Source organism: Bradyrhizobium sp. Ses1 (assembly GCF_059512365.1).
Map to the genome: position 1 here is coordinate 162,519 of NZ_JCAMOQ010000009.1, position 14,935 is coordinate 177,453.

Below are 14,935 nucleotides of genomic sequence, written 5' to 3' on the forward strand. Positions count from 1 at the left end.
CTACCTTCCGGATCACGACGTCGTCTTGATCTCGATCTGCTTGCTTTGCTTCGGCTCGGGCTTGCGCACGGTCACCTTGAGGACGCCCTTGGAGATCTCAGCGGAGATATCTTCCGCTTTCACACCCGGCGGCAATTCGACGGAGCGCGCGAACGAGCCGAAGCTTCGCTCGACCAGGTGGTAATCCTTGCTCTTCTCCTCGCGCTCGTTCTTCTTTTCGCCGCGAATGGTGAGAAGGTTGTCGGTGAGATTGAGCTCGACGTCCTTCTGCTCGAGACCGGGAAGTTCCGCCGTGATCTCGATCGCCTTGTCGGTCTCGCTGACATCCATGCTCGGCAGGCTTCTGCCGGCCGCGGCGAAGGCCGGGAAGTTGCGGGAAAGGCCTTCGAACAGGTGATCGATTTCCTGCTGCAGGTACGCGAATGGATTGGCTTCGCGACGGGCGACATTGCGATCAGTGGTCACGGGCACCATAGGCTTGATCATGATTGCCTCCTATGTAAGCCGAACTGGCGCTGGAACTTTACGGCCTGTCCGAAGGACGGGCGTTGAGCGAAATCAAGCGAGACCCGGAGTATGCGCGGCAGACTGGAACCAACGTTTCCCTTGAGGCCTCAGAGAGGTGTTGTTGATGTACGCCATGGTCCTTCAGGCCCCCAACACGCCGCTCGTGCGTGAGCAGCGGCCCGATCCGTCGCCCGGACCGGGCGAGGTGCGCGTCAAGATCTCCGCCTGCGGCGTCTGCCGCACCGACCTGCATGTCGTCGACGGCGAATTGCCTGACATCCGTTATCCCATCATTCCCGGTCACGAGGTCGTCGGCCGGGTCGATCTGCTCGGCGAAGGCGTTCACGGCCTCGCGCCAGGTGCGCGCGTCGGCGTGCCCTGGCTCGGCTTCACCTGTGGCACCTGCCCTTATTGCCGCGAGGGCAAGGAGAATCTCTGCGACCATCCGCGCTTCACCGGCTACACCCGCGATGGCGGATTTGCGAGCCACCTGATCGCCGATGCGCGCTATTGCTTTCCGCTCGGCGAGGACGGCGACGATGTCGCGCTGGCGCCGCTGCTCTGCGCCGGCCTGATCGGCTGGCGCTCGCTGATGATGGCCGGCGACGGCAAGCGCCTCGGCATCTACGGCTTCGGCGCGGCGGGCCACGTCATCGCTCAGGTCGCGCGCTGGCAAGGCCGCGAGATCTTCGCCTTCACGCGCGACGGCGATATGGAGGCGCAACAACTCGCTCTGTCGCTTGGCGCCGATTGGGCGGGCGCTTCCGGCGACAGGCCGCCGGCCGAACTCGACGCCGCCATCATCTATGCGCCAGTTGGCGCCTTGGTGCCGCAAGCCTTGCGTGCGTTACGCAAAGGCGGCCGCGTGGTCTGCGCCGGCATCCACATGTCGGACATTCCGTCCTTTCCCTATGATATTCTCTGGGAGGAGCGGCAGATCGTCTCGGTCGCCAATCTGACACGCCAGGACGGCAGGGATTTTCTGAAAGTGGCGCGCGAGGCGAACATCAAGACGACGACGACCACCTTTCCTCTGGATCAGGCCAATGAGGCGCTGGCGCACCTGCGCAGTGGCAATCTGGTCGGCGCGGCGGTGCTGCGGCCATGACGCCACCGTCCTCGCATCAAGGCACGACCGACCAGGACCGCGTGCTGGATTTTCTCGGCAAGCCGTCCGGCGGGCATGGTACCCGTCGCATCGACACGCACGGCTCGATCGTGTTCCTGAAGCCCGACCGCGTCTACAAGGTCAAGCGTGCGGTGCGGCTGCCCTATCTGGATTACTCCTCGCTCGACAAACGCAAGCACGCCTGCGAGGAGGAGATCGCCATCAATCGGCGTTTCGCGCCGGAAATCTATCGCGGCGTGGTACCGATCACGGAAGGCGAAGCTGGCCCCGAAATCGGCGGCAAGGGAGACGTCATCGAGTGGGCGGTCGAGATGGCGCGGTTCGACGAGAACCAGACGCTCGACCATCTGGCGGCACGAGGCGAGATCACGCCAGAACTCGCCGAACCGCTGGCCGAGGCGATCGCCGCGTCCCACGACAGCGCACCGGTTTCGGATGGCGAGACCTGGCTCGCCTCGCTCCCCGGCATCATCGAGCGCAACACGACAGCGTTTCGCAGCCATCCCGCACTTGCAAGCGCCGAGGTCGAGCGCCTGCATCTGCTGAGCTGCGATCTGCTCACCAAGAACAAGGTGCTTCTCAAGCAGCGCGCCGCCGCTCGTAGGGTGCGCCGATGCCATGGCGACGCGCATCTCGGCAACATCGTGATGATCGATGGCAAGCCGCGCCTGTTCGATGCGATCGAATTCGACCCCGTCATCGCCACCACGGATGTGCTCTATGACCTCGCCTTTCCGCTGATGGACCTCTTGCATTTCGGCAACCGTGCTGCCGCGAACCGGCTGTTGAACTCCTATCTGCAGGCCACGTGGCAGCAGAACGCCGGCGCGCTTGCCTTGCTGCCGCTGTTCCTGTCCATCCGCGCGGCAATCAGAGCCAACGTGCTCCTGACCAAGCATGCGCAAGGCGGCGGCGCCGCCGTGCTGTCGGATGCGCAGTCGTATTTCGAACTCGCACGCAAGCTGATCGCGCCGGGAAAGCCGTCGCTGATCGCGGTCGGCGGCCGCTCAGGCACCGGCAAGAGCGTGCTGGCACGCGCCATCGCCGGACTGGTCCAGCCTGCACCCGGCGCGGTGCTGCTGCGCTCGGACGTGATCCGCAAGGAGATCTTCGGAGTCGACCCCCTGGTCAAGCTCCCCGAGTCGGCGTACGCGCCCGGAACGTCCGAGCGCGTTTATGACGCAATGCTCGATCGCGCGCGAGCTATGCTGGCGCAGGGATTTTCCGCGCTGGTCGACGCAGCGTTCCTGAAGGAAGACGAGCGAAACCAGCTTCGCCCGCTTGCGGCCTCCTGCGGCGTCGATTTCTTCGGGATATTCCTTGTTGCCGAGACCGCCGTCCGCCTCGCACGCATCGGCGCACGCCGGAATGACGCCTCCGATGCAACCCAGGACGTGGCGCTGTTTCAGGACAGCATCGACACCGGCGTCGTCGATTGGGCGCTCGTGGATGCGTCGGGGACTCCGGAGGAAACGCTGGAGCGGAGCGTGCGATGTCTTCCGCGGCGGGCCGCGCCAGAGGATTAGATCGAAACGATGACGGTCCTTCTCCTCTCCCCGTTCTTACGGGGAGAGGGTCGGGGTGAGGGGCTTTCTCCAGGCGGACGGTGATAGACGGACTCGCGGAGACTCCCCCTCACCCGAAATTCAAGCTCAGCTTGAATTTCGACCTCTCCCCGCAAGCGGGGCGAGGTGACGCGGGGCCCGCATCGTGGACGAAAGCGCTAGTGCTGCAGCACGTATCGGCCGGGCGCATCCTCCAGCGCGTTGGCGTCCTTGCCGGCGCCGCCCATGGGTGGCGGCGCAACCGGTTCGCCGGAATGGGCATTCAGGAACGCGACCCATTCGTGCCACCAGGAGCCTTCGCGCTTTGGCGCGACCTTCAGCCATTCATCCGGCCCGACGTAGAGCCCGTCCTTCAGCTTGGTCAGGACCTGGTAGGAATGCCACGGCTCGTTGGGAGCTGCGACGACGCCGGCATTGTGTCCGCCGTTCGTGAGCACGAACGTCGTATCGGCATCGGCGAGGAAATGGATCTTGAAGGTCGATTTCCAGGGAGCGACGTGATCGCGAAGCGTACCGACGACGAACATCGGCGCATGCAGATCGGACAGCGAGATCGGCTTGCCGTCGACGCGATAACGCCCTTCGGCAAGTTCGTTGTCGAGGAAGAGCTGGCGGAGATATTCCGAATGCATCCGATAGGGCATGCGTGTTGCATCCGCATTCCATGCCATCAGGTCGCTGAGCGGCTGCCGCTCTCCGATCAGGTAGTCACGGATCATCCGCGACCAGATCAGGTCGTTGGAACGCAGCATCTGAAAGGCGCCGGCCATCTGCGTGGTCTCGAGCACGCCGCGCTGCCACATCATATCCTCGAGGAACGAGACCTGGCTTTCGTTGATGAAGAGCGTGAGTTCGCCGGCCTCGGTGAAGTCGGTCTGCGCGGCCAGCAGCGTCACGGTGCCCAGGCAGTCCGGCTTCTCCTTGCTCAGCCGCGCCGCCGCGATCGACAACAGCGTGCCGCCGAGGCAATAGCCGGTGGCGTGAATGGGCTGGCCGGGGACGATCCGGCCGATAGCCTCGAAAGCGGCATCGACGCCGAGCCGGCGATAGTCCTCGAGACTGATGTTGCGGTCCTCGGGCGTCGGGTTGCGCCAGGAGATCATGAACACGGTAAAGCCGCTCTCGACCAGGAAACGCACCAGCGAATTGTGCGGCGACAGATCGAGGATGTAATATTTCATGATCCAGGCCGGCACGATCAGGATCGGCTCAGGCCGGACTTGCGATGTGGTCGGCGAATACTGGATCAGCTCGATCAATTCGTTGCGGTAGACCACCTTGCCCTTGGTGACAGCGACGTTCTGTCCAACGACGAACCTATGTTCCGGCCCGTGACCGGTCACCAGCGCCTTCCAATCCTCCAGCCAATTGTGCAGGCCGCCGACGAAATTGCCGCCGCCGGTCTCCATGATCTTGCGCAGCACTTCGGGATTGGTCAGCGCGAAATTCGTCGGCGCCAGCACGTCCAGCCACTGCCGGATCGCGAAATCCGCAATCGCCGCATCCTGCCGCGCCACGCCATGGACATCGGTGGTGGCCGATTGCCACCACTGCTCGGTCAGCAGGAACGCCTGCGCCAGCATGTTGAAGGCCGGCAATTCCCAGTCCGGCTCGGAAAACCGCCGGTCGGCCGGCGCCGGCGCGATCAGGGCCCCAGGTGCGATAGACCGGATGCGGGTTCGCGAGTGTCTCGAAAAACTGCATCGCGTCGCGGATAGCATCCCGTGCAAGCGTCAACTGCTTGCCCGGCGAGATCCCCAAATGGAGCTGCCAGTCGAGCAACGCCAGCGTAAGCGCGGCGGGAGACAGGCCACCAGTCCAGCGGGCGATCATGGCATGGGCGAGGTGATCGATCACGTCGAACGCCGATACCGGCTCGGACGGTGCTGGTACCGCGGGGACCGTCGCGCCGACTTGCAATGGCGGCTTGACCGGGTCGAATGGAACGACTTTGGAATCCATGGCCTGGCAACCTCCATTGACTCCATTTACGCTAGTGCCGCCAGCGACGGTTTGAGCTGCGTCAAACTGGTTTGCCACGGCCTCCCGTATGGATCGGGCGGTCCGAACCGCATGCAGCGAGCGCCCATGGGTATCCTGTCTCGCTCCGAACCGAAACCAGAGGCGTTCTGGCGCACGCCGACCGAGACGCTCCTGCTGTCTCTGTCTTCGCAGCGAAGCGGGCTTGCGCAGGCCGACGCAAAGGACAGGCTGGCGCGGCTCGGCCCGAACTTGATGCAGCTGTCACAGAGCCAATCGATCCTTAAGAAGATCGTTCAGCGCATTCTCAATCCACTGGTCGCAATCCTGATTGCGGCTGCGGCCATTTCAGGCATGAGCGGCGACATCGGCAGTTTCGTCATCATCGTGCTCGTGATCGGCATGTCCTTAACGCTCGACATCGTCCAGGAGCACCGCGCCGAACTGACCGCCGAAGCGTTGCGGCAGTCGGTGGCGATCCAGGCCGACGTCGTGCGCGACGGGGCTATCGTCTCCCTTCCCGTCAGCGAGCTGGTGCCGGGCGACGTCGTTCACCTCCGCACCGGAGACCTCGTGCCCGCGGACGGAATCGTGCTGGACGTGCACGAACTGCAGGTCAACGAGGCCTTGATGACGGGCGACCCGTTTCCGGCGAGCAAGACCACCGCGCCATGCGCGGCACCCTGCCCGCTGAAGCAAGCAACGCGCTCTTTGCCGGGAGCAGCGTGGTCAGCGGCAACGCAGTGATGCTGATCGTCGAAACCGGCCATCGAACGCGCTTCGGCATGATTGCTGCCGAGCTCGCCACCAACGCGCCGCCGACGGCGCTCGACGGGAGCGTGATGAATTGCATCCGCAACGGATGCTGCACTCCCTCTCCCGCTTGCGGGAGAGGGCTGGGGTGAGGGTGTCTCCGCATTGGGATGCCCTGAGTGGAGAGAGCCCTCACCCGCTACGCCAAGGCGCAGCGACCTCTCCCTCAAGCGGGAGAAGTGAGGTCCGCAGCGCGCTCCAAATTCACGCGAAGCCGAAAAATTCCTTCCCGCGGGCGATGATCTCCTTGTCGGTCGGGTGATCACTCGCCTCGACGCGAAGGATGATGTTCGGGTAGGTGTCCTGCAGATGATGCAGCAGCTCGGTCTTCTCGTTCCCCGGCCCCATGATCAGGACGTCGGTGCAATTCTGCAGCACCTGCCCCACGCTGACCAGGAAAGCGGGATCACTCTCGACCTTGCCTGAGCCGATGCTGTTGGCCTTGTGGTGAAGATGGGTCGAGGACAGATGCGCCGGCACCACGATGGAATCCACGCCCGTGAGGCCCATCGAGAAGATCTTTGCGGTGAGATGATCGATCCAAACGACCGCATGCGCATGCGTCGCGGTCGTAGTTCGTGTCGCAGAGCTGGACATTGCTTCTCCTTGCGTCAGTGATGGTGTTCGATGGCTCAGCTCATATATTGGCCGCCATTAATCGACAGCGTCGAGCCGGTGATGAAGCCGGCCTCGTCGGCGGCGAGAAAGACGACCGCGCGCGATCTCCTCGGGCCGACCGAGCCTGCCGACCGGAATCTGCGGCAGGATCACATCCTTCATGACCTCCGGCGAGACCGCACCCAGCATCTCGGTGTGGGTATAGCCGGGACAGATCGCGTTGACGGTGATGCCGACCTTCGCGCTCTCGAGCGCAAGCGCCCGCGTGAAGCCAAGCTCGCCGGCCTTCGCGGCCGAATAATTGGTCTGTCCGAACTGGCCCTTCTGGCCGTTGATCGAGGCGATGTTGACGATGCGGCCGAACTTGCGCGACCGCATGCCCTCGATCACGGATCGGCACATGTTGAACAAGGCGTTGAGGTCGGTATTGATCACCGCGTCCCATTGCGCCTTCGTCATCTTGTGCAGGCTGCTGTCGCGCACGATGCCGGCATTGTTGATGAGAATGTCGATCGGACCGAGCGCGGCTTCCACCCGCTTCACGCCGGCGCCGCAGGCGGTGAAATCGCCGACGTCCCATTGAAACACCGGTATAGCTGTTTCAGCGTGAAACGCCTCGGCCGCCTTGGTATTGCCGGCATAGGTCGCCGCCACGCGGTAACCTTCCGATTGAAGCGCCCGGGCGATCGCGGCGCCAATGCCCCGAACGCGGCCCGTAACCAACGCAACGCGTCCCATGTCGATCCACCCTTGCCTCTGCAACCTGGCCGTGAACCAATAAAGAAGGGAGACCGAACGCCCTTTGATGTGGGTCAACAAGGGGAGGAAACTGCGCTGACATAGTGAGTTCGCCAACGACGGGAAGCGCCCGCAGGCGGCTTTCGTCCGTCATCAGGGAGAGATTCATGTACAAGAACATTCTGGTGCTGGTGCCCACGGAATTGTCGACGCGTCCGGTCGCCGATGGCTCGATATCGCTCGCGGCCACGTCCAAAGCCGAACTTGAAGCGCTGGCGATAGGCTACGAGGCAAGCAGCATACCGATGACGGCGGAAGGTGGCGCCGCGATCGGCTCGATCTATGAGATCGAGCGTCAGCGCGCGTTCGAGCGCGCTGACGGCGCGTTGCGCATGTTCGAGGCGCAGGCCAGGAATGCAGGCATCACCTACCGCTGTCGCGCCCTCAGCGCGCCTCCGGGCGAGGCGGTCGAGATCGTCGGCGCGGCCGCGCGGCTGCACGACCTGACGATCGTGTCGCAGCCCGAGGTCGATCGCGACACCTTCGACAACAACCTCGCCCAAAAAACCCTGTTCGAGGCCGGCGGCCCGGTGCTATTCATGCCTTACACATTCAAGGGCGCCTTGAGGGCAAAGCGGATCGGCATCTGCTGGGATGGCAGCCGCGTTGCGGCGCGCGCCTTGCATGACGCCATGCCGTTCCTCAAGGCGGCAGAGACGCTGACGGTCATCACCGTCAACGAAGACGACAACGTGCCGAGCGAGGCGTCGCCGACCCATCTCGCGCGATACCTGGCGCATGTCGGCGTCGCGGTCCATCTGACCTCGCTCAGGGGGGATGATGCCGAGATCCAGCCGGGCATCCTGTCGCTCGCGGCCGACGAGTCGCTCGATCTCCTGGTGATGGGCGGCTACGGGCATTCGCGCCTCAAGGAAACCGTGCTCGGCGGGGTCACGCGCGAGATGCTGCGCTCGATGACTGTGCCGACGCTGATGTCGCATTAGATTCGAGACAGATGCCATGCGCGCCCACCAGATCATGACCAGGGACGTCATCACCGTCAGCCCTCATGCATCCATCATGGATGCCGCCAATATCATGCTGCGCTGTCGCCTGAGCGGCCTGCCGGTGATGGGCGAGGATGGTATGCTCAAGGGCATCGTCTCCGAGAGCGACTTCCTTCGCCGCGGCGAGATCGGCACCGAACGCCGACGCGCAGGTTGGCTGCAGTTCTTCGCCGGGCCCGGCCGCGCGGCGATCGATTTCGTGCATGAACGCGGGCGTCACGTCGAAGACGTCATGACGCCGGATCCGATCACGGTGGACGAGCAGACGCCCTTGGACGAGCTCGTGCGCATCATGGAAAAGACGCGCGTGAAGCGCCTGCCGGTGATGAGCGGCAAGATGCTCGTCGGCATCATCACGCGCGCCAACATCCTTCAGGCGGTCGCGAGCCTTGCCAAAGAAATCCCCGACCCGACCGCTGACGACCAGCATATCCGCGATCGTATCCTGCGTCAGATTCAGGGCACCGATTGGCGGCCCGCCGGCTTCCAGGTCACCGTGCGCAACGGCGTCGTTCATCTCCATGGCGTCATCTTCGACGACAGCACGCGCAAGGCGGCCATCGTTCTCGCCGAGAACACCGCCGGCGTTAAAGCGGTCCACGATCACCTCTGCTTCGTGGATACTTATTCGGGGTACTACGTGGAGCCGCCGGAAGACGTCAGTGCGGCGAGGTGAACCGCCCCGGGAGCGCTGCCGATTCCATGATTTCTAACTACGCCTCCTGAAGCGATCTTCCGAAAGCGGCCGATCTCTTTCGGAAATGCACGCAACGGGGGCGCTGCAGGATCGATCGTCCGGGATCGACGGCAAGCGCATATCGAAAAAGTACGGCCGACATTCCGGATCGAACGAAAAGTTCTTGCGCATTCTGGCGAGGCCTTATCGGCTGACGTACCCTTCGTGTAGATATGGGTGCGGCTTCAATACAATCGCCGCACGGAAATTCGTTCAGGATCGGACTATCGCCATGCTCAACGATGGGCGAGCATTTGACCGCGAGACAACAACAACGGCCGGCAGCTCGAACATCTCGTCGGAGCGAGCGCTGGGTATCGCGCATATATGGCGCTTTGCGCCGCGTTGGCATCAACGCACAAGGCGCATCGTCACGGGAATAGCCGGGCTCGCCGCGGTGGGCACCGTATTGGGCGGCCTGACCGGCTATTGGACGACCTACAAGGCGCTCAACGACTGGATCAGCCGCAGGCAAGTGGTGATGCCGGCGCCGCGCCTCTCCATTGCCGTGCTGCCCTTCGAGAATCTCAGCGGCGATCCGGCGCAGGATTATTTCGGCGACGCCGTCGTCGCGAACCTGACGACGGACTTATCCGTCAACATCCCGGCTCTTGTCGTCATCACCGGCGGCTCGGCACTGACAGACAGAAACCAGAGGATCGATCCCAAACGGATCGGTCAGGAGCTGAATGTCCGCTACCTGCTGCTCGGTTCGGTGCTTCGCTCCGCCGACCAGCTTCGCATCAATGCGCGGCTGGTCGACGCTGAAAACGGCGAGCAGTTGTGGGCGGATCGCTTCGACGGAAGCGCGGCCGATTTATTGAAGTTGCAGGATCAGGTCACATCGCGCATTTCCAGCTCGCTTCAATTCACCTTGCCGATCGCCTGGATGCGCAAGACACAGATGACGACGACCACGCTATTGTCGATGTGACGCCAAGCGGCGGTATCGCAAGGGATGCCTGACAATCCCTACAATATGGTCGGATATTTTTTCTTCAGAAGCGAAGCAAATTTTCTGGCGGCCCATGCGTTGAGGCGGATAACCCGAAAGCTATACGAAGGTATAGAACGGGCATACTAACGACTTCTCTCACGGCTTTATCCGCGGCCAACTCTCTCAGAACTAAAGCAAATTCGCCTCGACGCGGAGGCGAGCACGCTGCCGCCATTTGCAATATCTAACACCCGCTAAGCATCTATAACGGGCATCATAGCGCGAAGGGCATATGCTCTTCAGCATTGCAACTGTTGCATTCGCAGAGTTCCTCGGTCGCAGGCGATGCCGACCGAAACTAGAAAGGATGAGCGATGCTTACGCAGGCTATCAACGAGAGGCTGAGCCACCCTCACGTCAGCCTCCCGATCGGCTCGGAATCGCACCACGTCCATCCTGATGCCGAAGGGCTCCGCCAGGAGCACAAGTGGCGCGACCTGAAAGAGGATGATGCGGCTGCGATCGGGGAGATCGCGATTTCGCGCTGGGCGGGTTCGCAAACCGGCTCCCGATACGAGGAGGCGGCAACGCCGCCCGGTCGATATGTGGTGGCGATCGCCCTGAAGAGCACGCGCCTCACCCTGACACGGGGGCGGCAGATCATTTTCGACGGGGTCATGCCGGCGGGCACGCTGCACGTCACGGCGCCTTCGACCCAGCTTGGTGCGCAGTTTCACGCCCCCTACGACTTCCTGCACTTCCATGTCTCGGCCGACTATCTTCACGGGCACCGCGCCGCGGCCGAGCCCTGTGCGACCGGCGAGGATCTCGGCGACCTCATCCTGCTGCGGGACTCCTTTGCCGAGCAGCTCGGCAGGGCGCTGATCGAGCGCGGCAATGCCAGGGACCCGGCTTTCACCCGCTGCATTGGTCAAACGCTGGCCATGCATATCGCCCGACTCGAGACGCCGCGGAGCAAGGTCAACGCGCTGCCGAAATGGCGGCTCAGGCGGGTCGAGGAGTACGTCAACGCAAACTATCATCGCAGCGTCAGTCTTGCCGATCTGGCCAAGGCCGCCGGCCTGTCCCGCATGCATTTTGCGGCCCAGTTCCGGGCAGCGACAGGTTTCCGCCCGCGCGAATATCTGCTGCACCGGCGCGTCGAGCGCGCGAAATCGATCCTCTCCGACGGCGAGACGCCCCTGGCCGAGGTCGCATTGGCAGTGGGCTTCTGCACCCAGGCGCATTTCTCGACTGTCTTCAAGCGCATCACCGGGGAAACGCCGGCGCGCTGGCGAACCGCCAGCCGAAGCGCATCGCCCTCGCCGATCGACCAGAGCGTCCGGACCAAGATCCCGTTCGGCCGGCCACGGGCTGAAGTATGGCGCGCGGATCATCTCATTGCCGCCGGCGGTCACGCCTCGCTGTGACAGCACCTGAGGCCGTGTCGCAAATTGCGACACCGGCCGCCCCATAGTCACTTGCAATCACTCGATTGAAAATCGGCATCATCGCCGTGGCAGCTCGCGCGCGCATGCTTTTGCCGCGCGGCGCGATATTATTCCTATTTCGATCTGTCGGACGCAGCGCTGTCGGGTAACACCTTTGGCTATCCTGTAACACCTTTGGCTAAGGTTGCTAGGCGTTCGGAAAGCAATATGATGCGCTGGATTGGTCCCTCGACGATCTCAGGTCATTTGGAGTTCGGACGGGCACCGCGACGTGTTGCTCCGGTGCGCATCAAGCTGATGCGGTGAAGGACGGAGAGCGTCGGCCACCTGCTTGATTGAGGTCCCGAACATGGGCGACCGCACGCAACGCGCCGTCCGCGAGGCCGGTCGGGATTCGGCCGCGCCGGAGACCGTTTGCTTCGGTCCGTTTCGGCTGCATGCAGGGCAAAGAACGCTGGAGAAGGACGGCACTCCGATTCAGCTCGGCGGCCGGGCGCTTGATCTTTTGATCGCCCTGGTCGAGCGTGCCGGCACGGTGGTCAGCAAGAATGACCTCTTGGCCAAGGTGTGGCCCGACATCATCGTCGATGAAGGCAGCCTCAGGGTGCAGATCGCGGGCCTTCGGAAAGCGCTCGGCGACGGCGAGGCCGGCGCGAGATACCTGACCACCGTTTCGGGGCAGGGCTACTGTTTCGTCGGACGGCTTTCGCATCCGAATAATCAGGAGCAGTCCTCGATCGGGCCGAGCTCCGAACCGCCCCACAATCTGCCGGCGCGGCCGATGCGGATGGTGGGACGCGACCAGACCGTCCGCGACATATCGGCCAAATTGAGGAGCGAGCGTTTCGTCACCGTCGTCGGCCCCGGCGGCGTCGGCAAGACCACGGTGGCGGTCTCCGTCGGCCATGAATTGCTCGAAGCGTTCGCCGGTGCGGTCCGCTTCCTCGACTTTGGGACACTCCATGATTCCGCACTCGTTCCAAATGTCGTCGCCTCGGCGCTCGGCCTCCTCGGCCAGGCTGGTGATCCATCGGACAGTCTGGTGAACCTGCTCCGCGACAGGCGGATGCTGCTGATACTGGATTGTTGCGAGCATGTGATCGAGACATCGGCCGCGCTGGCCGAGCGGCTCTATGCGGAGGCGCCGCAGCTCCATATCCTGGCCACCAGCCGGGAGTCGCTGCGGGTCGAGGGCGAGCATGTTCACCGTCTACAGCCGCTCTTGAGCCCGCCTGATGACGCCGGCCTGACGGCCGCACAGGCACTTGCCTTTCCCGCAGTCCAGCTATTTGTGGAGCGCGCGGCTGCGAGCGGCGGGCATCTCATCGAGCTGAGCGACGCGGACGCGCGCCTGGTTGGCGAGATCTGCCGCAGGCTGGATGGCATCGCACTGGCGATCGAGCTCGCCGCCAGCCGCGCCAGTGCCTCCAATATCAAGGACACGGTCGCGCTCTTGAACGACGCATTCAAGCTCCTGGGTGAGGGACAGCATGCCGTGCTGCCACGGCATCAGACCCTGCGCGCGACGCTCGACTGGAGTTACAAATTGCTGTCGGAGCCCGAGCGCATGGTGCTGCGGCGAGCGGCCGTGTTCGCCGGCAGCTTCACCTTGGAAGCCGCGCGCTCGGTTGCTGGCGCAGAGGACGCCGACGACGGGCAGGTGATCGCGGCCGTTGCGAGCCTGGTGGCGAAATCCATGCTTGCGGCAAGCGCGAGCGGCACATCAACGCGATACAGATTGCTCGACACGGCACGGGCCTATGCCCTGGAACGGCTTGCCGCCAGCATGGATGCCGATGCGACGGCGCGGCGGCATGCCCGCTATTTCCTGCATCTGCTGCAAGAGGTCGGTAGCGGCTCGGCCCCATCATCGGAAGCGAACCGATTTGCGGCGATCGCAGACCAGTTCGGAAACATACGCGCGGCGCTGACCTGGTGCTTCTCCGAACGCGGCGACCGCGCAACGGGCGTCGCGCTGGCCGCAGCGGCCATGCCGTTTTTCCTCAAACTGTCCCTGTTCGCCGAGTGCCAGCTCTGGGCCAAGCGCGCGATCGCACAGCTTGACGTGGCAAATCACAGCCTGAAATACGACCTCGACCTTCACGCCGCCCTGGGCCTGGCGCTGTTGCTCACGAAGGGGACCACCGACGACGTCCACGCTTTTCTGACGCGAGCGCTTCGAATAGCCGAAGAGATCGGCGACGTTCCCAGCCAGCTTCGCCTGATCGAGCGGGTTCACGTATTCCAGATGAGGGCAGGAAATTTCACGGAAGCGCTGGCGCTCGCCAAGCGCGGCGAAGCCGTCGCGTCCGATCACGGCGACCGCATTAAACTTGCGCATATGCGGATCGCGCTCGGCGTCTCCTGCCATCTTGCCGGAGACGCGCGGCTGGCCCGGTCTTATGTGGAGTCGGCGTTGTTGCAATTGCCGGGCTCGGAACCTGATGTCGATGATCCCCTGAACTACGACTACCTCAGTCGCGCACGAATCACGCTGGCTCGCATCCTGTGGCTTCAGGGATATCCCGATCAGGCGGTCGACACGGCGCGGCGGGCCATCGCCGACACGATGCGTATCGGTCATCCTGCCAAGCTCTGCATGGCGATGCTTTGGGCATTCTCGATCTTTGTCTGGAACTCGGAGACGGAGAGCTACGAAGAATACGCCGACAGACTTATCCTGGAGGCGAGCAAGCACGCGCTCGGGCCGTACCAGACGATTGGCTACGGAACAAAAGGCGTCGTCCTGGTGGCGCAGGGCCAGGTCGAGACCGGGATTGCGCTGCTGCGGGGCGCGCTCGAAGTCATGCACAGCCATCGATATGGCTCGCTCGCGGATTTCCGCATCGCACTGGCGCAGGCGCTCGCCACCATCGGGCAGGAAAAGGAGGCGCTGGAGACGATCGATCTGGCAATCGCCCGCGTCGGGCACAACAAGGATATGTTCTGCATGCCCGAGCTGCTGCGCGCAAAGGCGGAAGTTCTGCTCTCCGCAAGGAGCCCCGATGCGGTGCAGGCAGAGCGCTGCCTGAAGGAATCGATTGACATGGCCCGCCGTCAATCAGCGCTCGCCATGGAGCTGGTTGCGGCGACCTGCCTCGCAAAACTCTGGCTCGGGCAGGATCGCGCTGGCGAGGCGCGGCGGCTCCTCGCGCCGACCTATGCCCGCTTTACCGAGGGGTTCAACAGCCGCGCGCTGAAGGCGGCAAGGGCGCTATTGGATGAGCTCGGCTCGCAGCACCCTGATTCATCGACGGACGCAAGACTGGCGGTTCGGGGGTAAGGCACCGAACGCATCCGCCTGGGCCGATCTGCGTCTATCCGGCAACCGCGATCATGCGAACTCGAAATGAAGGTGCAGATCCGAAAGACCCGAGCCATCCCATCCGGCATG

Annotated in this window: 11 protein-coding genes and 2 pseudogenes; 9 read left to right on the forward strand and 4 right to left on the reverse strand. The window is 63.5% G+C overall.

Annotation, left to right across the window (positions count from 1 at the left end; all coding sequences use genetic code 11):
• Positions 1-12 precede the first annotated feature (12 nt).
• Positions 13-486 (reverse strand): Hsp20/alpha crystallin family protein, encoded by a 474-nt coding sequence (locus tag AC5ZG5_RS13950; protein ID WP_456642557.1) that lies wholly within the window; start codon positions 484-486, stop codon positions 13-15.
• Between the two features lie 145 nt (positions 487-631).
• Here AC5ZG5_RS13950 and AC5ZG5_RS13955 point away from each other — a divergent pair, with 145 nt between their 5' ends.
• Complete coding sequence (locus AC5ZG5_RS13955; protein ID WP_456642556.1) at positions 632-1,615, forward strand: zinc-dependent alcohol dehydrogenase family protein; 984 nt, start codon at positions 632-634, stop codon at positions 1,613-1,615.
• Positions 1,612-3,162, forward strand: a complete 1,551-nt coding sequence (locus AC5ZG5_RS13960; protein ID WP_456642555.1) for a bifunctional aminoglycoside phosphotransferase/ATP-binding protein — start codon at positions 1,612-1,614, stop codon at positions 3,160-3,162. Before AC5ZG5_RS13955 ends, AC5ZG5_RS13960 begins: the two co-directional genes overlap by 4 nt.
• Positions 3,163-3,359: 197 nt before the next feature.
• Here the strand turns inward: AC5ZG5_RS13960 and AC5ZG5_RS13965 are convergent.
• A pseudogene (locus AC5ZG5_RS13965) lies at positions 3,360-5,163 on the reverse strand (PHA/PHB synthase family protein).
• A gap of 126 nt (positions 5,164-5,289) precedes the next feature.
• Here AC5ZG5_RS13965 and AC5ZG5_RS13970 point away from each other — a divergent pair.
• Together AC5ZG5_RS13970 and AC5ZG5_RS13975 are read left to right on the forward strand one after the other, a co-directional pair.
• A complete protein-coding gene (locus tag AC5ZG5_RS13970; protein WP_496138689.1) occupies positions 5,290-5,928 on the forward strand; it encodes a P-type ATPase actuator domain-containing protein in 639 nt (212 codons plus the stop codon).
• A complete protein-coding gene (locus AC5ZG5_RS13975) occupies positions 5,928-6,086 on the forward strand; it encodes a hypothetical protein (RefSeq protein ID WP_456642553.1) in 159 nt (52 codons plus the stop codon). Before AC5ZG5_RS13970 ends, AC5ZG5_RS13975 begins: the two co-directional genes overlap by 1 nt.
• A gap of 112 nt (positions 6,087-6,198) precedes the next feature.
• Here AC5ZG5_RS13975 and AC5ZG5_RS13980 read toward each other — a convergent pair whose 3' ends face one another.
• Positions 6,199-6,591, reverse strand: a complete 393-nt coding sequence (locus tag AC5ZG5_RS13980; RefSeq protein ID WP_130228145.1) for a hypothetical protein — start codon at positions 6,589-6,591, stop codon at positions 6,199-6,201.
• A gap of 35 nt (positions 6,592-6,626) precedes the next feature.
• A pseudogene (gene phbB / locus AC5ZG5_RS13985) lies at positions 6,627-7,350 on the reverse strand (acetoacetyl-CoA reductase).
• A gap of 167 nt (positions 7,351-7,517) precedes the next feature.
• Here phbB and AC5ZG5_RS13990 point away from each other — a divergent pair.
• From AC5ZG5_RS13990 to AC5ZG5_RS14010, 5 genes are all read left to right on the forward strand, one after another.
• Positions 7,518-8,354, forward strand: a complete 837-nt coding sequence (locus AC5ZG5_RS13990) for a universal stress protein (protein WP_456642552.1) — start codon at positions 7,518-7,520, stop codon at positions 8,352-8,354.
• A gap of 16 nt (positions 8,355-8,370) precedes the next feature.
• The gene (locus tag AC5ZG5_RS13995) at positions 8,371-9,093 is read left to right on the forward strand and encodes a CBS domain-containing protein (RefSeq protein WP_456642551.1); all 723 of its coding nucleotides are present in this window, start codon (positions 8,371-8,373) and stop codon (positions 9,091-9,093) included.
• Between the two features lie 292 nt (positions 9,094-9,385).
• Entirely contained in the window at positions 9,386-10,087 is a 702-nt protein-coding gene (locus AC5ZG5_RS14000; RefSeq protein ID WP_456642550.1) for a hypothetical protein, read from the forward strand.
• Positions 10,088-10,464: 377 nt separating this feature from the next.
• Complete coding sequence (locus AC5ZG5_RS14005) at positions 10,465-11,520, forward strand: AraC family transcriptional regulator (protein ID WP_130228142.1); 1,056 nt, start codon at positions 10,465-10,467, stop codon at positions 11,518-11,520.
• A 370-nt stretch (positions 11,521-11,890) separates the two neighbouring features.
• Positions 11,891-14,824: an ATP-binding protein gene (locus AC5ZG5_RS14010; protein WP_456642549.1), complete on the forward strand. Its 2,934-nt coding sequence runs from the start codon at positions 11,891-11,893 to the stop codon at positions 14,822-14,824.
• Positions 14,825-14,935: the final 111 nt, after the last annotated feature.

Excerpts from the sequence above, each read along its gene's own strand:
- AC5ZG5_RS13950 (WP_456642557.1), bottom strand. The coding sequence starts at position 486 with ATGATCAAGCCTATGGTGCCCGTGACCACTGATCGCAATGTCGCCCGT.
- AC5ZG5_RS13955 (WP_456642556.1), top strand. The coding sequence starts at position 632 with ATGTACGCCATGGTCCTTCAGGCCCCCAACACGCCGCTCGTGCGTGAG.
- AC5ZG5_RS13960 (WP_456642555.1), top strand. The coding sequence starts at position 1,612 with ATGACGCCACCGTCCTCGCATCAAGGCACGACCGACCAGGACCGCGTG.
- AC5ZG5_RS13970 (WP_496138689.1), top strand. The coding sequence starts at position 5,290 with ATGGGTATCCTGTCTCGCTCCGAACCGAAACCAGAGGCGTTCTGGCGC.
- AC5ZG5_RS13975 (WP_456642553.1), top strand. The coding sequence starts at position 5,928 with ATGCTGATCGTCGAAACCGGCCATCGAACGCGCTTCGGCATGATTGCT.
- AC5ZG5_RS13980 (WP_130228145.1), bottom strand. The coding sequence starts at position 6,591 with ATGTCCAGCTCTGCGACACGAACTACGACCGCGACGCATGCGCATGCG.
- AC5ZG5_RS13990 (WP_456642552.1), top strand. The coding sequence starts at position 7,518 with ATGTACAAGAACATTCTGGTGCTGGTGCCCACGGAATTGTCGACGCGT.
- AC5ZG5_RS13995 (WP_456642551.1), top strand. The coding sequence starts at position 8,371 with ATGCGCGCCCACCAGATCATGACCAGGGACGTCATCACCGTCAGCCCT.
- AC5ZG5_RS14000 (WP_456642550.1), top strand. The coding sequence starts at position 9,386 with ATGCTCAACGATGGGCGAGCATTTGACCGCGAGACAACAACAACGGCC.
- AC5ZG5_RS14005 (WP_130228142.1), top strand. The coding sequence starts at position 10,465 with ATGCTTACGCAGGCTATCAACGAGAGGCTGAGCCACCCTCACGTCAGC.
- AC5ZG5_RS14010 (WP_456642549.1), top strand. The coding sequence starts at position 11,891 with ATGGGCGACCGCACGCAACGCGCCGTCCGCGAGGCCGGTCGGGATTCG.